This is a genomic window from Candidatus Obscuribacterales bacterium, assembly GCA_019744775.1.
Lineage (GTDB): Bacteria > Cyanobacteriota > Vampirovibrionia > Obscuribacterales > Obscuribacteraceae > SBAT01.
Genome location: JAIETZ010000009.1, coordinates 22,517 through 44,494, shown reverse-complemented (window position 1 = coordinate 44,494; position 21,978 = coordinate 22,517). Strand labels below are relative to the sequence as shown.

20 protein-coding genes and 1 pseudogene are annotated in these 21,978 nt (G+C 46.5%); 9 read left to right on the top strand and 12 right to left on the bottom strand.

The genetic code is table 11. The features are described from left to right. Nucleotides 1-9 precede the first annotated feature (9 nt). On the top strand, nt 10-456 hold the full coding sequence (locus K2Y22_15480) for a hypothetical protein (GenBank protein ID MBX9879858.1): 447 nt from the start codon (nt 10-12) through the stop codon (nt 454-456). 160 nt (nt 457-616) lie between these two features. On the opposite strand, the gene K2Y22_15475 is transcribed toward K2Y22_15480, so the two are convergent. Beyond that, a complete protein-coding gene (locus K2Y22_15475; GenBank protein MBX9879857.1) occupies nt 617-766 on the bottom strand; it encodes a hypothetical protein in 150 nt (49 codons plus the stop codon). Between the two features lie 95 nt (nt 767-861). On the opposite strand from K2Y22_15475, the gene K2Y22_15470 reads away from it, so the two are divergent. After that, nucleotides 862-1,944: a hypothetical protein gene (locus tag K2Y22_15470; protein MBX9879856.1), complete on the top strand. Its 1,083-nt coding sequence runs from the start codon at nt 862-864 to the stop codon at nt 1,942-1,944. Continuing rightward, a complete protein-coding gene (locus K2Y22_15465; GenBank protein MBX9879855.1) occupies nt 1,937-2,821 on the top strand; it encodes a hypothetical protein in 885 nt (294 codons plus the stop codon). Before K2Y22_15470 ends, K2Y22_15465 begins: the two co-directional genes overlap by 8 nt. Nucleotides 2,822-2,886: 65 nt before the next feature. Here K2Y22_15465 and K2Y22_15460 read toward each other — a convergent pair. Then, nucleotides 2,887-3,096 (bottom strand): annotated as a pseudogene (locus tag K2Y22_15460) (type II toxin-antitoxin system HicA family toxin). A 31-nt stretch (nt 3,097-3,127) separates the two neighbouring features. After that, nucleotides 3,128-3,334 (bottom strand): hypothetical protein, encoded by a 207-nt coding sequence (locus K2Y22_15455; protein ID MBX9879854.1) that lies wholly within the window; start codon nt 3,332-3,334, stop codon nt 3,128-3,130. Between the two features lie 206 nt (nt 3,335-3,540). Between K2Y22_15455 and K2Y22_15450 the strand changes: the two genes are divergently transcribed. The 5 genes from K2Y22_15450 (at nt 3,541) to K2Y22_15430 (ending at nt 7,749) form a co-directional block, all read left to right on the top strand. Beyond that, complete coding sequence (locus K2Y22_15450) at nt 3,541-4,215, top strand: response regulator transcription factor (protein ID MBX9879853.1); 675 nt, start codon at nt 3,541-3,543, stop codon at nt 4,213-4,215. After that, a complete protein-coding gene (locus K2Y22_15445) occupies nt 4,215-5,480 on the top strand; it encodes a HAMP domain-containing histidine kinase (protein MBX9879852.1) in 1,266 nt (421 codons plus the stop codon). The genes K2Y22_15450 and K2Y22_15445 overlap by 1 nt, the downstream gene beginning before the upstream one ends. A 205-nt stretch (nt 5,481-5,685) precedes the next feature. After that, entirely contained in the window at nt 5,686-6,141 is a 456-nt protein-coding gene (locus K2Y22_15440) for a hypothetical protein (GenBank protein ID MBX9879851.1), read from the top strand. A gap of 191 nt (nt 6,142-6,332) precedes the next feature. Continuing rightward, nucleotides 6,333-7,403, top strand: coding sequence for an NADH:flavin oxidoreductase/NADH oxidase (locus K2Y22_15435; protein MBX9879850.1), 1,071 nt, complete (start codon nt 6,333-6,335; stop codon nt 7,401-7,403). Between the two features lie 40 nt (nt 7,404-7,443). Beyond that, complete coding sequence (locus K2Y22_15430; protein MBX9879849.1) at nt 7,444-7,749, top strand: non-heme iron oxygenase ferredoxin subunit; 306 nt, start codon at nt 7,444-7,446, stop codon at nt 7,747-7,749. On the opposite strand, the gene K2Y22_15425 is transcribed toward K2Y22_15430, so the two are convergent. The 5 genes from K2Y22_15425 to K2Y22_15405 form a co-directional block, all read right to left on the bottom strand. Next, nucleotides 7,746-8,759, bottom strand: coding sequence for a lysophospholipase (locus K2Y22_15425; GenBank protein MBX9879848.1), 1,014 nt, complete (start codon nt 8,757-8,759; stop codon nt 7,746-7,748). The two genes, K2Y22_15430 and K2Y22_15425, sit on opposite strands and share 4 nt — an antisense overlap. Before the next feature lie 153 nt (nt 8,760-8,912). Then, the gene (locus tag K2Y22_15420) at nt 8,913-9,629 is read right to left on the bottom strand and encodes an SDR family oxidoreductase (GenBank protein MBX9879847.1); all 717 of its coding nucleotides are present in this window, start codon (nt 9,627-9,629) and stop codon (nt 8,913-8,915) included. Nucleotides 9,630-9,664: 35 nt separating this feature from the next. After that, on the bottom strand, nt 9,665-11,053 hold the full coding sequence (locus K2Y22_15415) for an alpha/beta hydrolase (protein ID MBX9879846.1): 1,389 nt from the start codon (nt 11,051-11,053) through the stop codon (nt 9,665-9,667). A gap of 132 nt (nt 11,054-11,185) precedes the next feature. Continuing rightward, nucleotides 11,186-11,953 (bottom strand): hypothetical protein, encoded by a 768-nt coding sequence (locus tag K2Y22_15410; protein ID MBX9879845.1) that lies wholly within the window; start codon nt 11,951-11,953, stop codon nt 11,186-11,188. Then, a complete protein-coding gene (locus K2Y22_15405; GenBank protein MBX9879844.1) occupies nt 11,950-12,945 on the bottom strand; it encodes a hypothetical protein in 996 nt (331 codons plus the stop codon). Before K2Y22_15405 ends, K2Y22_15410 begins: the two co-directional genes overlap by 4 nt. 79 nt (nt 12,946-13,024) lie before the next feature. On the opposite strand from K2Y22_15405, the gene K2Y22_15400 reads away from it, so the two are divergent. Further along, complete coding sequence (locus K2Y22_15400) at nt 13,025-16,567, top strand: hydantoinase B/oxoprolinase family protein (protein ID MBX9879843.1); 3,543 nt, start codon at nt 13,025-13,027, stop codon at nt 16,565-16,567. Here K2Y22_15400 and K2Y22_15395 read toward each other — a convergent pair. The 4 genes from K2Y22_15395 to K2Y22_15380 form a co-directional block, all read right to left on the bottom strand. Then, nucleotides 16,564-18,393, bottom strand: a complete 1,830-nt coding sequence (locus K2Y22_15395) for a hypothetical protein (protein ID MBX9879842.1) — start codon at nt 18,391-18,393, stop codon at nt 16,564-16,566. The genes K2Y22_15400 and K2Y22_15395 overlap by 4 nt on opposite strands. Nucleotides 18,394-18,577: 184 nt before the next feature. Continuing rightward, nucleotides 18,578-20,209 (bottom strand): bifunctional phosphoribosylaminoimidazolecarboxamide formyltransferase/IMP cyclohydrolase, encoded by a 1,632-nt coding sequence (gene purH, locus K2Y22_15390; GenBank protein ID MBX9879841.1) that lies wholly within the window; start codon nt 20,207-20,209, stop codon nt 18,578-18,580. A gap of 2 nt (nt 20,210-20,211) precedes the next feature. Next, nucleotides 20,212-21,210, bottom strand: a complete 999-nt coding sequence (purM, locus tag K2Y22_15385) for a phosphoribosylformylglycinamidine cyclo-ligase (GenBank protein MBX9879840.1) — start codon at nt 21,208-21,210, stop codon at nt 20,212-20,214. A gap of 14 nt (nt 21,211-21,224) precedes the next feature. Beyond that, nucleotides 21,225-21,977, bottom strand: a complete 753-nt coding sequence (locus K2Y22_15380; GenBank protein ID MBX9879839.1) for a phosphoribosylformylglycinamidine synthase subunit PurQ — start codon at nt 21,975-21,977, stop codon at nt 21,225-21,227. Nucleotide 21,978 lies beyond the last annotated feature (1 nt).

Genomic DNA, 21,978 nt, shown 5'->3' with positions numbered 1-21,978 from the left:
AGACTTTGCATGTCTTTCATACTTACAGACTCAGAGTATCTCGCTGCTAAAAGGGAATTGACCAAACTAAGCAGCCAGGTCATCAAACAGAGTCAAAAATACAAACGAGACGGCATCAATCGCAAAGAACGCAAGCGGCTGATGACTCCTGATATGAGAAAGCTAAAAACAGCAAGAAAAGATATTGCTGTTTACGAGCAACTCAAAGAAGGAAAGCTGCCAAAACTTTTCGAGTTCGTCGGACTCGGACAACAACTAGTCTGCCTGCGAATAGCCCACGGCTTATCACAGGTGGATTTGGCAGCACTTCTAGGCGAAGAAGCTCGCAAAATTCAAAGCGACGAGCAAACGGCATACCAAAACGTAACCGTTGCCTACATGCAACGCGTAATGGGTGCCCTAAATGCAAAAGCTCGCCTTTCTGCGAAGCCGCCTAAGAAATCGAAAAAACAATAGCAACAACGAATTTGCAAGGAGTCAAATTATGAACATTGCAAAACTACTTCTACCTCTGACAATGATTTTTGCCTTGAACGTTGGCAGCGTTGAACCCGCATCGGCTGATAACGGCTGTTACAACAACTCTGGTTGTTACGACAACTATTCCTGCCCTGGTTCATATCGACGCTATCCATACTGGACTCAGCGTGGATACTACCAGCCAATTCAATGCGGCCAACGTCGCCGCCATCGTCAATTCCGAATGAAGCGATACCGTCACTTCAATTACAGACGACATCGCCACAGCCATTGTCGCTAACGACATTTGTCGGCATCGCCACACACATTGTCGCTAATCCTGGTCCTTGTAGGGGCGCATTGCATGCGCCCCTATTCACTTTTCCCACTTAGGAGACCCCGATGAACAATAACCTTAAACCCATACAGATTGAAGCGCTGAAACGCGCCTGCATGAGTTCAGCAAAAGCGCAAGCTGCCGAACATGGATTTGAGTCATGCAAAACGCTTTGGGAAGCAATACTAAATGCATTCTTCGGCAAGTACTCGATTAAATTCGATGACTTGTTTGCAGAAGACATAGAATTTCTAGAGCTCTACCGGAAATATCTCAAGGAAGATGGTGATTCTGTCATTTGGACTGACGTAGTTGACCAAATAATTGTCCGCCGCGAGTTCCTCAGACACAATGGCAAAATGAAGATCTTAGAAGACTGTTTAACGCTCAGCCGCCACTACTTGAACGCGGCTAATTACGATCAGGCAATTAAGTTCTCGTCCCAGATAATTCTCAACGAGTTGTCGTGGCTATTGCAATCATCTTTTTCCAAACTAGATCGTGCAGAACCAGCAATAGACCTGTTGCTTACCGCTCACGAAAGAAAAAAACAAGCTGCGCCCAAATTCTATGAAGGTAACTATCACATCGACGGCATACCGCCAGCACAAACCCTGCTCGAAAGGAGTTTCCAGGGATACAACAACTTACGTCACTCATACGATGCGTATGACTTGTTAAAAACAACACGCCATCTCGCCAGACTGCACCACCTAACGGGCAACCCTAAAAAAGCAGTTGAATGCCTGGCGTCTACGTGCAATGCACTTAACGACCCTTCCAATGAAAATGCTGTTCTCCCCGATAATTTGAGGGGCCATAGAGCAGGAATAAAAGATCCAAGTGAATTGCCGGCATTGTGGTTGTACTTGGCCAATATTCAACTTGAATTACGGAAGCCCACAGATGCAGCTGATTCTTGCCGCCATGCGGTGAGGATCTGTGAAAAATACATGACTATTCTCACTGCCTGGTTTGAAACAAATATGATTAGCAAAGAATGGAAGAAATACCTGGAAGGCAAACGAGATGGTCTTGATGACTATCGATTCAAAGATTTTCCAGTACACGAACGGCTGCAAGGTCTTAAATCGGAGGCCGAGACGCTCATACAAAATATCAAAGACACGGGTGAAAACGATGCATGATCTCATACTCACACCAATGCAGCATATGCTTTGGTTCGGTAATTTGTTCGACAACTACTGCAAGAAAAACGGAAAGATAACTTCTACCTGGGTGCCTGTCGGGACAATGCGAGGAATACTGGTCGCTTTTCTTCGCGAAAATCAACAACCCATACCCCGAAAAATCCATAGACAAATACTTTCCAACCAAGCAACACTTGTCTCAATACGCACCAAGAAGGAAACGGAACACAAACGCTACACCGTGTTTTTCAAAGATCTGCCACCGTATCTAAAATTGCAAACAACGCAAGATACTGAAGCAGACTTTCTCACATTCGTCGCCTTCAAAAGCTATCTCTACACTAAATTCAGCAAAATATTCACCAGCGGATTGATAAGCGATATTAGCGGCAAGGAATTTCCACTCTGCAATATTCGCTGCCATCCTGATATTGTCCCTTTCCTGCAAGGACTGGACATTGTTGATTCAGTAATAGAAGACAGCGTGCTTGAAGATGCAACCAGCAAAATCAAAAAAGGTTTTCTCGATGTCTACTGCGAGACAGGCTCCGAAGGCTTTCACTGGATTGTCACCGAATATGCACACCGGCAAAATCCATATGCAGATCAAGTGCATCTAAAAGACGGCGACCACTTAACCATTCTCGATGACTCCGATGCCATTGTCTGGCAAGGACAAATCAAATACGACTGGGAAGTTGGTTACAAACCATACCCACGCAATCCCAAAAACGGACAACAACAAGCACTCGGCTGTTGGGTAAATGGCATTCAAAAAGATTTCGCTCCCGATGACTGGGCAAATCTATTCTTCCGCGGACAAGGTCCTCAATCAGGCAAACGTCCTTACCGGGCAATTGTCGTCACAACATAAATCACGGAACGATTAACAGAAAGCCTCCGGACATTCTTCGGGGGCTTTTTTCGCTCCGCCTGCGCCTATCTTGCTTTAAAAATCCTGTCAACAACAGCACTACGATCTATTTTGAAATGCTCGGCCACTCCATTAACTATGGACAAGAGAGTACCAATTCGTAAGTTACTATGCGCAGGAATCGTAATATGATGCTCGCCACTCTGAGTCATAGTTAGCCGAATGTGGCTGCCGGTTTGTCGTGTAACAGTGTAACCAAAGACACTAAGAGCTGCAGATCCTTACCGGAAACGTCACGCGGCAGCCTCATACGGCAAGCAATTCTTCTCTTACAAAATGCAAGCGAATCAGTTTAGGCAACTTATCGCTTTCAAAATGGCAGTGCACAGCATCTAGAATGCTGGATTTCAGATCAGTCAAATTTTCCGATTCCGTGAATATGGATTCACCTATGGCTTTGGCCGTATAGCCGCCTTCTGGAGCTTCTTCGATTAGGAAAGTTATTTCTATCATTTTATTCGACCGTTCTATCTATTTTCAGCATACCCCTATTGTTTTTTTGTACAGACTTACTATTTCTTTTAGTATAAACCACGGGTGCTAATTTCGCATAATGCGAAACACAACTTGCGAAATAAAACAGGTACTTTACAACCAAGCTTTGTTGTTCACTTGATGTCATCTACGATATTTAGTCAGAATTGATGTATAAGTAAATAATGGCAAAGATACTATTGGTTGAAGACGAAGCCGACCTTTCGGGTCCGATAAATGACACACTGACACGCGAAAAGCATGTCGTTGAAGTTGTGGCCAATGGCGACGAAGCACTGGAGTGCTTACGCTTGTATCAATACGACCTAATAATTCTTGATTGGATGCTACCCGGCGCCAGTGGATTGGATATTTGTCGCAAGTTTCGTTCTAACAAAGGGACAACTCCAATTTTGATGCTTACAGCTCGGGCATCGCTGGAAGACAAAGAAGCTGGTCTCGATTGCGGCGCTGATGATTATCTGACTAAGCCGTTTCATTTGCGAGAGTTAGTCGCACGCGTGAGAGCCTTGTTGCGCAGACCGGCGCAAACAGCAGGGACAATAATTACTATTGGCTATTTGACTCTTGATCCTCTTGCAAAAACCATCACCAAAAACGACAAACCATTACACTTGCTGCCTAAAGAATATGCACTACTTGAATTTTTCATGCGGCACAGCAATCAAGTATTTAGTGCGGAGGCTCTCGTTGACAGAGTATGGCCGTCTGATTCACTGATGTTGCCGGACACAGTACGTACCTACATCAAAAATTTGCGCAAGAAAATTGATATGCCAACGGGCGAATCAATGATTAGCACTGTTCACGGCATGGGTTATAAATTCGAGGCGCGGTAATGTTTAAGAGCCTTAGATTTAGACTAACGTTGCTGTTTGTGTTGTTGTCCACAGTTATCTATGGTCTTTTAACAACCCTTGGATTTGTCTATTTCAACAACAAACTGGATGAAGCTCTCACCAGAGAACTTGTGTTGCTAAGCACTGAAATAAGACCTGGTATTGACCTCAGCGGACCCACACCAAAAATTATGCGCTGGGAAAAACATGTCTTGGATGAGCCATTCGAAAGATCGGCAACCATACAATTATTCGATGCCAATGAAAAATTAGTCTATGACTACGGTTTGCACGGCACACCCATTCTTATAAAAGATCAGGGAGAGATTGTCGATCAAGCACAAAAGATGAAGGTCTATTCGCGCGCGCTCTTCAACGATCGCGGAAAACTCTGCGGCTATTTGCAGGTGCAGTTACCCACCACAGAGAGAGACAGACCGGTCACCCACTTCCTATTCATGTTATCGTGGGTTGCACCCTTACTTCTAGCCAGCCTTGCTTTTGCCGGTTATGCGTACGCAGGGCGAGCTGTCGCACCAATTGAGAAAAGCTTCGACGTGCTCAAGCGATTCTTGCTTTATGCCGGACATGAATTGGCTACTCCTGTAAGTATTATTCAAATCAATAGCGAGACACTAGAGGAAGAGTTGTCCGAGAAATCCATTGCTCCCAAGCAGATTCCAGTTATTCACCGCGCAACCGAACGTATGGACTCAATCATCAAAACACTGACACTTTTGGCAAAAATGGAAAGCCCTGAATATAGACCGACTATCGAAAAATTCAAATTCGATGAATTAGTTCGTCAGACAATCGCAGAGTTTGAGGCACTCTACAACGAAAAGGGTATTATCCTACAGTGCGGTGAACTCAATGCGCTTTACTTTGAGGGTGATGTTGTTGCTCTTCGATTGCTCGTGTCTAACTTGCTCAAGAACGCGCTCAAATATTCCAAGCCGGGGTCTGTCGTAACTGTCAGTCTTACATCGCGCGAGCGCAAAGTGGTTTTAACCGTAGCTGATACCGGCATAGGCATTCCCAAGAATGAGCTGCCTTACGTGTTCGATCACTTCTATAGAGTAAACAGCTCTCTTGGATCAGGAGATGGATCAGGTCTTGGATTAGCAATCGTCAAATCAATAGCTCAAGCACACAATGGCGAGGTAACCGTGGCCAGCACGGAAGGTGAAGGATCTGCGTTTACTGTTACCCTTCCCGGTCGTGCAATCTTGCCGCCATTTGTTATTGCCTCGACATCTAAATAAGTAGAAGAAGCAGAATAACCCCATTCACTCAAAGCCTTCCAAGTGCCGCCTGGTGGCGCTTTCGGGATTTAATCTTGGTTTTTGAAGACTTCCACAAAACTTCCACACATCAACGATAAATTGAAAACACGAAGCAAGGGGAGGCAACAAAGAAAAAACTAAAGGTCAAGGGACGTTAGGGTAGTTTTTAAGAAGGAGGCTTAAAATGTTTTTTTTGAGAGACGTGCTAATTCTTAGCGGAAAGCATCCGTTTGTACCGGATGTAACGTCATGGGGGCATCAGGAAAGATACATCCTGGCCGGTAACTCCACCACTTCCCTCAAAGAACTGGCCCAACTTTCTACTGATACCTCGGTGAAAGTCCGCAAGCAAGTAGCAGAAAATCCCAATACTCCAGTGGATATATTAGAAAGATTAGCCGTTGATCCACATTGGGATGTGCGTCTAAGTGTTGCAGAAAATCCTAACGTTCCTTCACCCTTAGTGTTAGCTCTTTCACTAGATCAACATGATGATGTCCGTTATGCCCTAGCCGAGAGCTATACAACTCCGGCCAACATACTCCAATCTTTAACCGCAGACGATAATCCATACGTTGCCAGCCGCGCGGCCCAAACGCTGTCTGTGGTAGCCCAACCAGCTTTGGGGTGCGCGGCATAAGTTTGGGTTCCGGCAGCCAAGCCTGGATTACGCGACGAACTGGCCCGTGCGTCGCTAACCCGCCCCCCCTGGCAGAAGCTGCAGAAACCAATCCCAAGAGAACCACCTTCCCTAAGGGTGGTTCTCTTCTTTTTTGTGTGTTAGGCTAACCTTCCACATTTTCAAAATTCAGTTCGCAAGAGGAAGTCTCAGTGCCAGCGCAATACAATTTGTTTTCGCCACTTACTATTCGTTCAGTCACACTTCCTAATCGCGTAGCAGTTTCACCGATGTGCCAGTACTCATCGGAAGACGGCAAAGCAACTGACTGGCACCTTGTCCATCTAGGTAGCCGCGCTGTAGGCGGTGCCGGCATGGTGATGGTTGAAGCAACAGCAGTAGAAGCACGTGGTCGCATAAGTCCAGCCGATATGGGAATTTGGGACGACATGCACATTGAGCCGTTGGCGCGTGTAGCGAAATTCATCACCGAACAAGGATCTGTTCCTGCAATTCAAATAGCTCACGCTGGACGCAAAGCATCAACGCCAGTGCCTTGGGAAGGTAACACTCCGCTGTCGCCTAACAATGGTGGATGGCAAACGATTGGACCAAGCGCAATTCCATTTTCCGAACAGTACTCCACTCCGCAAGAGTTGAGTTTGGAAGGAATCAACACCATCAAGAAAGCATTTGTGGCGGCAGCAAAGCGGTCGACTAAAGCGGGTTTCAAAATTATTGAAATTCACTCAGCACACGGCTATCTATTGCATTCATTTCTTTCGCCGTTGAGCAACCAGCGGACGGACTCATATGGCGGCGGATTGCAAGACAGAATGCGTTTGTTACTGGAAATCGCCACTGAAATTCGTCAAGTAATACCTGCCGATATGCCGCTGTTTACGCGCATTTCCGCTACCGACTGGGCCGATGGTGGCTGGAATATTGATGAGGCGGTTTTATTGGCAAAAGAGTTAAAGGACAGAGGAGTTGATCTTGTCGACTGCTCATCAGGTGGTCTAGTTTCCTATGCAAAAGTTCCTGTTGAGCCAGGCTATCAGGTACCTTTTGCCGAACGGATAAGACACGAGGCAAAGATACTTACAGGAGCTGTTGGTTTAATCACGACTGCGCAACAAGCAGATGACATCATCAAAGATGGTAAAGCCGATTTAGTTCTTCTAGCACGTGAAATGTTGCGCGATCCGTACTGGCCGCTACACGCTGCTTCCACTCTCAAACAAAAAGGAAATTGGCCCAAGCAATACTTGCGAGCCACATAAATTACAGGTATAACAAGTTGAAGTTAAGGAGTCACTACAAATGTCATTTACAAAAGTTGCAAAAACAAGCGATGTTGCTGAAGGTCAAGGCAAGTGCGTTGTTGTGGGCGGAAAAAACATTGCCCTCTTCAATGTAGGCGGAACATACTACGCCATCGACGACGCCTGCCCACACAAAGGCGGTCCGCTGTCTGAAGGTACATTGAACGGCAACAACGTCACCTGCCCGTGGCACGCAGCTGTTTTTGATGTAACAACTGGCGCGCACTTAAGCGGACCAGGCGCAAGCAACGTCAATGAATACAAATGCCGCGTAGAAGGCGATGATGTCGAAGTCGACGCTTAGTTCGCGATAGAGCCGTGAGCAGTGGTTTCTTGAACATCACTAGCCGTGGTGTATATTTCCGGCTTTTCCAAATGCATATTCAGCCATCTGTCAACGACGACTTCCAAATCCGGCTGCACGTGCGACGTCATAAATAGGATATGTCCGCGGTTTTCCGCCCAATGCAAAGTTCTATCATTGCACTTTATGCGGGACATAAATTCTTCTGCTGCCGTAGCTTGAACCATTTTGTCCAATGTTCCTTGAATTACAAGAATAGGCACATTGTTCTTGATCTCATCAGCATACGGTAGAGTTGTCTTAATCACTTTCCTGCAGGATAAAAGTTCTTGCGGACTCAACGACTTGCGCATTAGCGGATCTGCCAGATAATCCGATGTGATTTTTGGATCGTCGGCAAGATAGTTAATAGCATACTTCTTTAACGATAATTGCTTACTCGGATTGACGACTGTGTTTATGCACATCTCGGTCATCAGTTTTGCCGGTGCAGAATGATGACGACGAATTGTCGGAGCAGACAAGATAAGTCCATCTACCAGTTCAGGACGCTTTGCCGCCATGCGTACAGCATAGTTCGATCCCAAGCTTTCACCGAACCAGAAAATCTTCGTGGTCGGATACTCAGAGCGAATTTCTTTCATCGTTTGAAGTAAATCAACCTCTGCTTTTTCATAGTCAGCTACAGGGTCAAAGTCCGGAACATCTTTATCGTAATAACGACGTCCATGTCCAACTAAATCAGGTGACAATACTATGTAGCCTTCTGAAGCCAAATATCTCGCAACGGCATCAAACACACCACCGTGCAAGCTGACGCCATGAATGGTTACCACTACCCCTTTGGGGGATAGGTTGGCGTCGCGCCATTCATATATAGGGCGATGATCTTCATTGCCCAGTTTCACAAAATCCTGGCGAACAACTTCAGCCTTACAAGGAATACCAGACAAGCTGAACGTTGCGGCCAAGCATGTAGCGAAGACTCCATTTAACGCTTTAGTGAACACTTCCCGGTCCTCTCAAAGATAGTCGAACCTATCTCTTGAATACCCTATTCAGCTATACAAAACCGGGTTTCAAAGTGGAATTTTAAGATATGTGTCTACCGGGCTCCCGAAAGCAGGCGCCCGTTTGAAGATGGCTTGGGGACCACCCCTTGACTACCAAGCAATTATCTGACGATCTCTGAGCAATTTGCCCCTCGGTCCGTTATCTGGCAATGTGGCCAAATATACCATTGTGTCCACACCCTCTTCGACATTGCGCGTGGCATTTGGTCCGCCCATTTCTGTTTTCACCCAACCTGGGCACACAGAGTTGATCAAAATATTGGTGTCCTTAACCTCATAGGCAAGAATGGCGGTCAAGCTATTGAGTGCTGTTTTGGAAACCCGATAAGCCGGCCAACCACCACTCATGTAAGACAGCTGCCCCATTCCCGACGAGACGTTGACTATGCGTCCGTAATTGTTCTTTTTCATGAGCGGAATGAATACCTGACAAAGCCTGAGCACACCAAAGACATTGCTCTCCATGGTCTGTCTGAAAGTTTCTAATTCTGCCTTTAAAACAGATGGGTATTCATCACCGTTGTTCTTGCGATCAATCATGACACCGGCATTGTTCACAAGAATATCCAGCTTGCCATGCTCCTTCTCAATGAAGTTTTTCAGGGCTGAAATACTCTCTTCAGAATTAACATCCAATTGATGAAACGTCACCGGCAAACCGGCAGACTTTAATTCGTCGGCGGCGGCTTGTCCTTTCTTGGCGTCCCTACTTGTAAGGATTACATCGATGCCTTTTTTCGCCAGTTGACGGCAAGCTTCAAAGCCTAACCCGCGATTGCCACCGGTTACTACAGCTAGGCGCTTCATTTGCATTCCCTTTCAAATCAGTTGTATTTATTCTATTACTTCTTTTGCAGAGAGCAATCAGTGGTTAACTCATAATACAAATGATTTGTGCCGGGCACTTCCTTCATGCACATGCCGTCGGACATGTCATTTTCACGATTATTTGTAATCTTGGCAATGACAGCTCCCGGCGGAAAATGGCTTACATAATAAGCTGCCCAGCGCCTGGGATCATATCCTTTCGGCGGCTGAATTGCCGACCCGTAATTTATAAAGCGAACATGCTGTAGTTGCTTATGGTATTTCATTACGTCTGCCGGTGAAGCCATTCCCAAGGGGAGTTCACCACCATGGGCCAGCTTAGACAGCCATAGAGCTTTGTCATTGGGATTAACAGCAGCTGAAAGCTCGTCTGTATTTTCAGCAACTTTGTCAGCCATGAGAGCGAATGTGCGCAAACCATAGTCGGAGGCACAAAGAACAATCTTATTGAACTTTTCCTGCGGCTTTGTCTGACAGCTATTCAACATTCCGCGAATCCACATGGACTCGATTTCCGGCTCGGCAAATTTACTGTGAACAATTACGTTCATGGATTTCGGCCCGCCGAGGATTTTTTCACCACGTAGTTGAAGCTCGTTGCGCCAGGTACCAAATAGACTGTACTTCACATTGCGATCATCGGCAGGATACCCAAGCATGTGTCCATTGGATGCCCAGGAAAACAATTCCACCGGATGAGCGCCGTGTCCAGCTACGTCACAAGCCTGTTCGATATCGGTGTTAAAATCGCCACGCTTCCTTGATTTCAATTCGCCGACTTCGATCTCTGAAGCCTGTCCAACACCACCTGTAAATCTAATGCTGTATCCAGGCGCGAAAAGATCAATTTTGTCGGTGTAGCCATTGGCCAGCGACGCGTTCAATTCAGCGAAGTACTTCTCTTCGCTTAACGTCTGAATTTCGTCTGTTTTCATACCCATGCATTGTGGGCCTGTTCTCCAGCCGATACTTTCGACTTCGCCCCTGGTCGCCCGGCAACCTCTATCAACCTTGAAGCGCTTGTATATTTTGCCGCGGGTCACTTCAACTTCTACGGAGCCGTCTTTTTCCACATAGTTAGGCTCGTCTGCAAACCCGGTAACTCGTCCTTGTTTGTCCAAAACAGGCTTACGTTCGGTAGTAAAAAAAACAGGCACCACCACTTCACCCTGACAGACTTCGCTCTGCAGACCGGCAGAATTCACCGACTTCTTCTCCAGATTATCTTTGGCAGAGCCGGTATCGCCTTGAGTCTTGGTTTTGGCGCCGTGGCAACCACAACCGTCTTTAGCATGCGCTAGAAGTCCGGGAGCGCGATACTCTGCTAAATCGGCAGAGCCGGCGTCTTTTGCAGAAACTTCCTGCGTTGCCGGCACATTTTCCAACGGAACTTGATTTGACATGGATTAAAACCCGCATCTGATGTAGCTTTTCAGACGCTCATAATTTAATCTGCCCGCCTCTAATCGGCAATGGTGGAACCACTAGTTCGCCATTTAATACGGGCGCATGCAATGCGCCCGTATTAAATTACGTCAAAGCGGGATGAGAGAATCCTTTTTCTCGCTCTTTAAAAAATCGAAGAACATTGCCTTTAAATCAAGCCCATTGCGCTCATTGAGCGGTTCGAAAGGACCAACTCGCGTGGCTATTGCTTCCACCTTGCTGCGCCTTAGAGGATGACCTTCAATGTCATAAACCTTAATGGAATCCCTCACGCGCATGAGGTTTTCACCAGCCGGCAGTCTGGTTGAAATGCTTTCTTGTTGATAGGCAGAGACTATCTCCGAACCAGCCCGACTAACAAGAGTGACGACTGATCTGACACGCATCACCATGCCATCGTCGCCCACGTAGAGGTATTCGATGTTGGTTATGTGGTGGTAGCTAACAAAATCCTTGCTCAGGGCCTTGTTTATCAGCGGAGTCAACGGCAAATCCCAAATGCCGCCTTGACTGTCCTTTTGTTTGCCGAATCTTTCTTCGGCAAGGTAGTAAGAAAATCTGTTTTTTGCTTCCCACTCTTTTTTTGTCTTGTAGTTAAATTGGTAAATCAACGAATGTTGTTTGCTTTGCCAAACACCCGCCAACCAATCGGGAATGTGATACCACTTGTTAAGCGGCTGAACTTTAGCCGGTGCAACGTCATCAAACCTGGCTCCGGGACGGTATTGTGCATCCAGAGGCGGCAATCCGGAACTGTGGTCGGATATTCCTTCCAGCACTTTAGCTGATGAGGACCAACCAAAAGACGCCGTGTAAACAAGCACAGCGAAACAAATAACAGCGTTACGAATTTTCACTTGCGTCCATTCTTAGATACTAGGTGTACGATCGCGCCCAAAATTGCACCCAGTAAAATAGCCACCGGAACACTGATTGCTAAGGCGATGAGCGCTCCTTTGATACCGTGAATTTCGCGCTTCAATCCTCTTACTTCAGATTGAAGCAAATCGACCTGTCCGGCCAGATTGGTAACCGGAGTTGAAAGGGAAGTGACACCGTTGTTCAAATTGGCAACTTTGTCGTAAAGCTGGTTAACGCCACCCTCTAATCCTTTGACGTTGGCGTGCAACTTGTCTATCGGCTGGGCAATAATTCCAGCCTTCGTCGAAAGCACCGTTAGGGGCTGGTTAAGACTGGCTGTCGATGCCTTTACACCGGCTAACGATGATTGTAGAGAAGCTAACTCTGAATTCACGCCAGCCATTGGTCCAACGAGGTTCTTAATCTCCACATCCAAATTAGCAATTGGTGCTTGTAAATCAACAATTGGTCTTTGTAGTTTATCGACGTGCAACTGCAATCCGACAATTGGGTCGCGCAAGGAAGCCACATCATGTTCTAACTCGGTCATGTCGACAGACATTTGTTTTAAGGGTGCGTGAAGATCTCTTATAGGATCTTTCAATTCCAATAGCGGCCCTTTCAAGCGCTCGACAGGCTTGTAAAATGTTGCCAATAGTACATTTCTCTTTTTGGTTGGTTTTACGTTGCTATCGTTTAAAAAATTGACCGGACTAGTGGCATCGTTTGAACTGGTATCAACTTCAGCTTGGGCAATTTTTCGTTTGTGCCAGAACAAGTGTTTTTTGGTATTTTTTTGAACTTGCCTTGGTATGTCACTGGAAGAAATCAAATTTTCTTTGCGCTGAACTTCGGCATAAGCAAATTCGGAATAAGCGATGGTACTACCGATACTTAATGACACTGACGACATCAATGCAAATACTTTCGGCGCAGAGGCAAATCTTCTTGATATCCAAATCATTTCGCGAAGCGAGTTACTTATCATGCACCAGTTGCCTCAAGTGACCTATCATGTACAAGTCAATAGTCTATATACTTAGAAACCTTATTGGTAGCTCATTTTGATGTCAGGCGGCTGGCAATTCTTCGTTGATCGTGGTGGCACATTCACCGATGTCGTGGCAGTGGCGCCAGACGGGGCTGTGCACGTCCGCAAATTGCTTAGCGACAATCCGGATCATTACAGAGATGCAACAGTTGCTGCCGTCCAGCAACTAAGCGGACAAGACAAAGTATCCATGGTTAAGGTCGGAACGACAATTGCCACCAACGCCTTACTTGAGCGTAAAGGTGAAAAGACCGTATTTGTCACGACAAAAGGATTCGCCGACGCTCTGCGCATAGGTTATCAGAACCGCCCGAATATATTTGCTCGCCATATCGTCATGCCCGATGTGCTTTATTCGCGTGTAATTGAGGTCAGCGAAAGAGTTGGTGCCGATGGCGAAATACTTGTGTCGCTCAATCCAGACATTGCCTTTCAAGATTTGCAACAAGCATACGCGGACGGATTTCGCTCATGCGCCATTGTCTTAATGCATGGCTATCGATATCCAGCGCATGAAGACAAGCTGAAACAACTGGCAAAGCAAATTGGTTTCACCAACATTTCTGTCTCCAATGAAGTAAGTCCGCTCATCAAATTTGTTTCCCGAGGAGACACCACCGTTGCCGACGCCTATTTGTCTCCCGTATTAGGCCGGTATGTTGACGAACTGACTAAAGATCTTCCGGAGTGCAAGCTTGTCTTTATGCAATCAAACGGCGGACTTGTAGAGGGGAAATCCTTCCGTGGCAAAGATAGTCTGTTATCCGGGCCGGCTGGCGGAATTGTTGGAGCAGTCAAGACAAGTCAAAAGGCCGGCTTCGATAAAATCATCGCTTTCGATATGGGCGGCACATCAACAGACGTATCTCACTTTGATGGATCGCTTGAACGAACTCAAGAAACAGAAATTGCCGGAACACGAATTCGTGTACCAATGCTTGCCATACACACGGTGGCTGCCGGTGGTGGATCCATTCTTAGCTTTGACGGACAACGATATCGCGTTGGTCCACAATCTGCCGGCGCTAATCCAGGCCCAGCTTGTTATCGCAAGGGCGGTCCGTTGACCGTCACAGACTGTAATGTCCTTTTGGGCAAGATACAACCTGATCATTTCCCGCACATATTCGGCACGGGCAACGAGCCTTTAGACAAAGCTGTCGTGCAAACAAAATTCGCCGAACTCGGAATTGATTCGCCACTTGAACAAATAGCGGAGGGCTTCCTCACCATTGCTGTACAGAAGATGTCCAACGCAATTAAAAAGATATCCATTGAGCGCGGGCATGATGTTAGCGAATATGCCCTTTGTTGTTTCGGTGGTGCAGGTGGGCAGCATGCTTGTCTCATTGCCCAGTCTCTAGGAATAAAGACGGTATTTATTCACAACTACGCAGGAGTCCTTTCCGCCTACGGTATTGGACTTGCGGATATGAGTGTCATTAGACAACAAACAGTTGAGCTTCCTCTATCAAAGGAAAATCTGCAAACAGTTGAAAATTATTTTGCAAGACTGATTAATGAGGCAAGGGGAGGCCTGGAAACACAAGCTATTCCTGTTGAATCAATAGATGTAAAACGCACAGTACAGATGCGCTATCAGGGCTCTGACAGCACGATAGAGATTGATTTTGCCGTCCAGGAAGAGATGGCGAAGAGTTTCACCGAAAAACATCAGCGGCTTTTTGGCTTCGCGTTGCTAGGCAAGCAATTAATAGTTGAGTCAATTGCTGTCGATGCGACAGGCAAAATGAAACAACCAGCAACCAAGAGTGAATCAACAATCACCCCCGCGCAACAAATCAGCACAACCAAGTTTTTCTCCGGCAATGCATGGCATTCAGCCCCTGTTTACGAGCGAAATCGACTACAGGCAAAGCAAAGCATAATCGGCCCGGCAATCATAGTTGAAGATACCGGCACAAACATCGTCGAGCCCGGCTGGCAAGCAACCACAAATCCGGAAGGTCACCTTGTATTGACTGCCATCGCAAATCAACAGCAACAAATGGCTATTGACGATTCTTCCAAAAAGGTAGATCCAATTAAATTGGAATTGTTCAATAACCTATTCATGTCCATAGCTGAAAATATGGGCGTCACACTGCAAAGCACCAGTCATTCAGTTAACATCAAAGAACGTCTCGACTTCTCTTGCGCGATTTTTGACAGCGAGGGAAATCTCATAGCAAATGCGCCACATATCCCGGTGCATCTGGGCTCAATGGGAGACAGTATCCGTAGCGTTATTGAAACCAACAAAGACTCGATTAAACCAAGAAATATCTACGCGCTAAACAATCCCTACAACGGTGGCACCCACCTACCGGACATCACCGTTGTAACTCCCGTATTTACCACTTCAGCAAACAAGCCTGTTTTCTTTGTAGCATCGCGAGCCCATCACGCCGACATTGGAGGCATAACTCCGGGCTCAATGCCGCCGTCAAGCAAAACAATTGAAGAGGAAGGCGTACTAATAGATAACTTCCTACTGGTCAGTGACGGCACATTCCACGAACACGAGTTTCGTTCGCTATTAACCAAAGGAAAATATCCAGCGCGCAACCCAGCTCAAAATATTGCCGATATCCAGGCGCAAATCGCAGCAAACGAAAAAGGCTTACGCGAATTAGAACAGCTAATTGCGCGTTATGGGCAACAAACCGTAATTGACTACATGCATTACGTCCAAGAAAACGCCGAAGAATCCGTACGACGCGCGATAAGCAATCTAAAAGACGGAAGCTTTACCACTTCGCTTGATGATGGCAGCCAGATAACTGTTAAGCTCTCGATAGATCAAAAAAACCGCTCAGCAAAAATTGATTTCACCGGCACATCCGCTCAACAGGCAACTAACTTCAACGCACCGGCGGCAATCACAAAAGCGGCTGTCCTCTATGTTTTCCGCACACTCGTTAACGATGATATTCCCCTCAACGAAGGATGCCTGAAACCTTTAACACTGGTAATCCCAGAATGTTCACTTCTAAGCCCTAAATATCCAGCAGCTATCGTAGCAGGCAATGTGGAAACGTCACAGGCAATTGTTGATTGTCTGTATGCCGCTATGGGGGTTTTGGCCGCCTCGCAAGGCACCATGAACAACTTCACCTTCGGCAACGATAATTACCAGTACTACGAAACAATTTGCGGCGGCTCCGGGGCTGGTCCATCATTCAATGGCACCGATGCCGTACAGACACACATGACCAATTCGCGACTAACAGATCCGGAAGTTTTGGAAAATCGTTATCCTGTAGTCCTTGAATCATTCGCCATTCGGCAAAATAGCGGTGGCAAAGGAAAGTTTCATGGGGGCAATGGTGTAATTCGCCGCCTACGATTTAAAGAAAAAATGACCGCATCCATTCTTTCAAACCGACGCAGAATAGCTCCGTTTGGCATTCACGGGGGACAAGAAGCTCTGCCAGGCAAGAATTACATAGAGCGCAGCAGAGGCTGCAAGGACGACTTTGCAGCAACAGCATCGTCCACTGTCGAACCAGGCGATGTCTTTACCATCGAAACACCAGGCGGAGGCGGCTGGGGTTAAGGCTTACGCAACAAGCGACCGACATGATCGGCGATGGATTGAGCGTTGATGTCTTCCGACTTGAAACCCAAATCACGCATGGTTCTTACAGCAAATACGTCTTTGTAACTAGTCCTTGCTTCGAGGTGTTTCAAGGCAAGTGCCAAGTCAACAATGAGCTGGTTCTGTTTGGTATCAAGCAGTTCTTTCAGTACTTTGGCGCCTGTCTCAGCAACACCTTTTTTCATCAATTGCTCCTCGCTCATGCCGTTACTTCTAGCACAGTTAATAAGCAAATCGGCTGCTTCGACATTAGCCTTGCCAACCTGTCCGGCGAGTTTGCAGAGAAGCTTGTGGGTTTTTGTGGCATCTCGCATTATTCCGCTTGAAACTAGATTATCTACGGCTGACAGAACCTGTCCTTCAAACCAATGATGTGGAAAATATTGCGGATCAAATTCCGCCATGCGCTTGGTTATGAGGTCAATTTGTAGAGGGGTGAGTTCTCTAGATAGTTTTTCCAATCCGGCATTTCTATCTGCATTGGACAAACCTGTACTTATTGGATGTCCTTTTAGATAATAAGAAACAGCTCTAACGGCTTCTTTCTTTTGCGCTTCGTCCATTCCTTGGATAAGCTTGTTTTTCGCTGCAGCCAAGTTAAACTCATTTTGCTGCATACCCAAACCGGCTAGGTTTTCACTGGCTACGCGATGGGTTATGACATCAGTCGGCTCTGCCACAGAAACGTTAACAACTAGACTTCTTGCTTCAGCATCCTTCTTACCCGACCACGGACCAAGAGCTTTGCGCAAGTATTCCGTGTAATCATTTCCTTGAGTCTTACGAAGATAAGCTTCGCTACCCTCAATCGAGTATCTTTGAGCACCCTGTAGTTTTCTTAGTTGACCAACTTGCGAGTCAGCAAAAGCAACTCCTTCAGCGGCTGCGCGCTCTAAATCATAGGGGCGAGGAGCATGATAGTTAGCTTTCTCAGCACCTTCCATGGCGATGCGAAATGCTGATTTATCGAGACCAATTTTGTCAGCCAAAGAACCAACCATGACGTGCCTTTGAATATCTTCGGCGCTAGCGCCTTTTCGAATGAAGATATTGGAAATGCGATTGTCTTTGTCAAAGATAAATGTCTTTGTTTGCTCAGCGGCCTTTGCCACATGAACATCGCCATGACTTACTTTATTCACAAAGCTTTTGAGATCACGATTGAAGGGCGTACCACTAACCGACTGTCGTGCCAAAGACGCAACCTTGTCTCCACGCACTTTGCCAAACATATATTCACCAACAGCAGGCGCATATTTTTTAGTCAAGCCTGGCGCAAATTTCATTCCAGCGACAAGACCGGCAGATCCTGTTAGTCCGGCAAATCCGGCATCAAAGCCTTCCTTGCCCAAAATCTTTTCTGCTGTTTTTGTTTGCTTATCAAAAGTCTTCCAATCACGCTTTTTATAAACCGAATCCAGCGCTTTGGACAATTCTTTGTTCTTGCTGTACTGATCGAATTTGCAAGCTGTATATGCCATGCCGCCTAATGTGCCAATTGCACCGATGGCCAATTTCAAACCATTTTGCTTGCTTACTAATACCGCGCCCAGAACACTCCCAGCGCCTGCCGAAACAGCCGCTTCGCCGCCAAGATTCCAAAGGTTGTCAACCCGTAACTCTTTGCCGGCATCCTTTATGCCACCGGCGACCAAGCCTTCACCAATTAGAGCTAATTGAAAACCGCGTCCTGCAATTTCTTCGAGTAATCGCTTATTCGCATCTATTGTCTTTGGCGAATGATCGTCTAGGGGGCGATCGTTGCTCTTATTTCCGTCTGCCACTGTCCAATCCTCTCTAGATTGTGGTCTGGGTCGTGGCTCAATCATAGTCCTGGCCAGGAATGCAGTCAGTGGGGAAATTCCCATGGCGCATAATATTTGCCACTCAAACCAAATGCCCAAAACACAAGCCTAGGCTCGGTTTTGGGCATCGGATCAAGCACGCTTGCCAGACAAATCGTCAGATTTAATGACGGAAACACCGTTGGCCAGTGAATAGCATGACGATTCCAGCCTTATTACAGGCACCGATTACCTCGTCATCTTTGATGCTGCCACCTGGTTGGATAATCACTGAAATACCCGCTTTTGCTGCTGATTCAATGTTGTCCGTAGCCGGAAAAAACGCATCGCTTGCCAGAACGGCTCCTTTTGCGTTTGCTCCTGCTTGAGTCAAGGCGTGATTGACACTGGCAATGCGGCTTGTTTGTCCGATACCGAATCCTAGAGACAAACCATGGCGAGCAACAAATATTGCATTTGAAGTTAAGTGCTTAACAATGGACCAGGTGAAGGCGATGTCTTGTTCATAACCTGCATCCAGTTTCTTTTCGGTGACGCATTTGAAATCAGCTGCTTTTACAGGCGCTTCCATATCTTGCTCAACCAAGACACCGACATCTTTCAAATCACGAATTTGCCATGGACGTGCGCCGATTTGTGATTTTGCTTCCGGATTCAATTTCAGGACGCGAATGTTTTTCTTCTTGCTGAAGATATCCATTGCTTCTTTGTCGAATTCAGGAGCGAGAACAATTTCTACAAAGTTCTCTGTTATCTTTGTCGCAAGCTTCGCGCCGACCTTGCCATTAAACCCAAAGACACCACCAAAAGCGGAAAGTGGATCACAGGCATAAGCCTTGTCAAAAGCTTCGTCTATATTTTTACCTAATGCAATTCCGCATGGGTTGTTGTGCTTTATCAAACAAGCAACAGGTTCCTCAAATTCGCGCAGATAACGCAACAAGCAGTAAGTATCGATGATGTTATTGGAGGACATGTCCTTACCCTGCGATTGCAGGAACGGCACCTTCCAGGCATCTTTGCCCATCGGAGAATACCAAGCTGCTGCTTGGTGTGGGTTTTCGCCGTAGCGTAAATCTTGATACTTCACGAGATTGAATGAAACCGACTCAGGCATCGTGAAACTAGTGTGATCGCACTTGTCGCACGAATTCTTCTCTACTTGTTCATGCAAATAAGCTGAGATGCTGGCGTCATACGCAGCTGTCCGACTCAAAGCGGCATATGCGAGTTTCCGTCTCAATTCAAGAGTAAACTTGCCACCAGCTGCATCAAGTTCTTCGATAACCATATCGTATTGCTCGGGACTGCTTATTACAGCAACGCGCTCGAAGTTTTTAGCAGCAGCACGCAACAGAGCTACACCACCGACATCAATCTCCTCGATCATCTTCGCTTCCGGCAATCCTTCGCTCAATTTCTTTTCAAAGGCGTAGAGATTTACGATGACCAGATCAATTTCTTGAATGTCCATCTCGGACAAGCAGTCGCGATCTTCTTTTGACGGACGGGCAAGAATTCCGGCAAACACGCGTGGATGCAGTGTCTTCACTCGACCAGAAAGAATCTCCGGGAAATTGGTCAACTCTTCAACCTTAGTGCAGGCAAAATTATTGCCGGTCAAAAATTTGTGTGTGCTGGTTGTTCCGATAAGCTTGAGTTCGTCGAATCGCTCAAGTCTTTTCAAAAATCTGTCTAGACCGGTTTTGTCCGTAACACTAACAAGGACTGTTTTCACTTTTGTATTCTCCCTTGCCACTACACCGGTGGACCCTTCACCTGCACCTAGAGCCATTTCTATTCCTCCTTGATGACAATTTGAGAACCGGCAATGGTGATCACTCCCGGCTTATCTGTAACTGAACCAACCACTTGCGCTGTAAAACCAGCTTCTTTAAGGCATTCCAGAACCAGTTGTTGATGGGAATCATCGGTGATTATTCCCAATCCCATGCCCATGTTGAATGTCTTGTACATTTCTTCTTCCGGTACTGTCCGACCAATTTTTTGCAGAATGTCCGGCACCGGTAGTCTGTTTTCAAAATGGAAACCAACAGTGTCATTCAACCGGAAAAGGTTTCGCCAGCCGCCGCCAGTTATATGCGCCATGCCCTTAATTGCTTCGGGACGTCTGCCGAGAATTTCATTGACTGGTTCAACATAAATTAGAGTGGGCGTTAAAAGATCATGCCAACTTGCTTTGTCGTCAGCAAGGACTTTACGAGCCAAAGACAAGCCATTGGAGTGTATGCCGCTTGATGCGACACCAATTAGTTTTTGACCTGGGCGTATTTCACCGCCTGTAATTAGTTTGCTTTTGGATACAAGCCCTAGAGCGAAACCAGCTAAGTCGAAGTGACCTGGTGCATAGAGTCCCGGCATTTCCGCCGTCTCACCGCCTGCCAATAGCATGCCTGCTTGATCGCAGCCTTTGACTATGCCGGCAATTACTTCATCAGCGACGTTGTCTTCCAGTTTTCCAATAGCAAAGTAATCAAGGAAAATAGTCGGCTGCGCGCCCACACAAATGAGGTCATTGGCGCACATCGCAACAAGGTCGATACCTATCGTGTCAAATTTACTCAACTCATTGGCAACAAGCAACTTCGTGCCGACACCATCTGTAGTAACAGCGACGGCTCTACTTGCCGATACTGGATAAACAGCAGCGTAACCACCGGCAGCTTCCCAGAGAGTTTCGTGTCCTTGCCTTAACGACTGATTCTTCAGGCGCTTGACGAACTCTTCTGCTCGTTTAACGTCTACTCCAGCTTTTGCGTATGTGTCTGCCGCCATTATTTCCTTCCTGCTTAACCAAGTGCCTTGCGGGCGTTTTGTAAAATGACCAAACCATGAGGTGTCTCACTGGGTTCTTTTTTAGAGTCTGTCCAACTTGGGTGTTGTGACCAACGAATAAATGCTTCCGGATGCGGCATCAGTCCAAGAACATTTCCTTGTTCGTTGGTGAGAGCTGCTGCCTTTTCGTAGCTGCCGTTTACGTCATCGCGATAACGCAGCACGGTATGTTTACTGACCAACTCAGAAACCTCCTTACCTGGGTTGACACCTAAAGTAAGTCGTCCTTCTCCGTGGCGAATCGGCAAATCAATTTCTTTCAATCCGGCAAAAAATGGACTTTGATGTTCGTTAACTACAGACAAGTTGACCCAGCGATTGATAAATTTACCGCCACTGTTGCGAGCAAGGCTGACGACTTTCTGTGCACCACTTTTTGAAACCGGCAAAATACCAAGCTGAACAAGTATTTGAAAGCCATTACAAATGCCTATTACTAAGCCCTTTTTGTCAATAAACTCATGCAGCGCCGCGCTTATTCTTTGCTTCAACTCAATGCTCAAAACTTTGCCGCTGGCGATTTCGTCTCCAAAAGAAAACCCACCAGGCAAGACAAGCATTTGGCATTCGCTTAATTTTCCTGGTGTTTTCAATAATTCCGTGGCATGAATTCTCTCAGGAGAAAATCCGGCAATCGACAAGCCATATTCCGTTTCAAGATCGCAATTAATGCCGTCTCCATAAAGTACTAATGCTTTTGCTATCATG

What these genes read in the sequence shown, in the direction of transcription:
- K2Y22_15420 (MBX9879847.1), bottom strand. Translation starts at nt 9,629, where the DNA reads ATGAAGCGCCTAGCTGTAGTAACCGGTGGCAATCGCGGGTTAGGCTTT.
- purH (MBX9879841.1), bottom strand. Translation starts at nt 20,209, where the DNA reads ATGGCTCTAGGTGCAGGTGAAGGGTCCACCGGTGTAGTGGCAAGGGAG.
- K2Y22_15400 (MBX9879843.1), top strand. Translation starts at nt 13,025, where the DNA reads ATGTCAGGCGGCTGGCAATTCTTCGTTGATCGTGGTGGCACATTCACC.
- K2Y22_15445 (MBX9879852.1), top strand. Translation starts at nt 4,215, where the DNA reads ATGTTTAAGAGCCTTAGATTTAGACTAACGTTGCTGTTTGTGTTGTTG.
- K2Y22_15470 (MBX9879856.1), top strand. Translation starts at nt 862, where the DNA reads ATGAACAATAACCTTAAACCCATACAGATTGAAGCGCTGAAACGCGCC.
- K2Y22_15380 (MBX9879839.1), bottom strand. Translation starts at nt 21,977, where the DNA reads ATGATAGCAAAAGCATTAGTACTTTATGGAGACGGCATTAATTGCGAT.
- purM (MBX9879840.1), bottom strand. Translation starts at nt 21,210, where the DNA reads ATGGCGGCAGACACATACGCAAAAGCTGGAGTAGACGTTAAACGAGCA.
- K2Y22_15450 (MBX9879853.1), top strand. Translation starts at nt 3,541, where the DNA reads ATGGCAAAGATACTATTGGTTGAAGACGAAGCCGACCTTTCGGGTCCG.
- K2Y22_15430 (MBX9879849.1), top strand. Translation starts at nt 7,444, where the DNA reads ATGTCATTTACAAAAGTTGCAAAAACAAGCGATGTTGCTGAAGGTCAA.
- K2Y22_15405 (MBX9879844.1), bottom strand. Translation starts at nt 12,945, where the DNA reads ATGATAAGTAACTCGCTTCGCGAAATGATTTGGATATCAAGAAGATTT.
- K2Y22_15475 (MBX9879857.1), bottom strand. Translation starts at nt 766, where the DNA reads ATGTCGTTAGCGACAATGGCTGTGGCGATGTCGTCTGTAATTGAAGTG.
- K2Y22_15480 (MBX9879858.1), top strand. Translation starts at nt 10, where the DNA reads ATGTCTTTCATACTTACAGACTCAGAGTATCTCGCTGCTAAAAGGGAA.
- K2Y22_15415 (MBX9879846.1), bottom strand. Translation starts at nt 11,053, where the DNA reads ATGTCAAATCAAGTTCCGTTGGAAAATGTGCCGGCAACGCAGGAAGTT.
- K2Y22_15440 (MBX9879851.1), top strand. Translation starts at nt 5,686, where the DNA reads ATGTTTTTTTTGAGAGACGTGCTAATTCTTAGCGGAAAGCATCCGTTT.
- K2Y22_15455 (MBX9879854.1), bottom strand. Translation starts at nt 3,334, where the DNA reads ATGATAGAAATAACTTTCCTAATCGAAGAAGCTCCAGAAGGCGGCTAT.
- K2Y22_15465 (MBX9879855.1), top strand. Translation starts at nt 1,937, where the DNA reads ATGCATGATCTCATACTCACACCAATGCAGCATATGCTTTGGTTCGGT.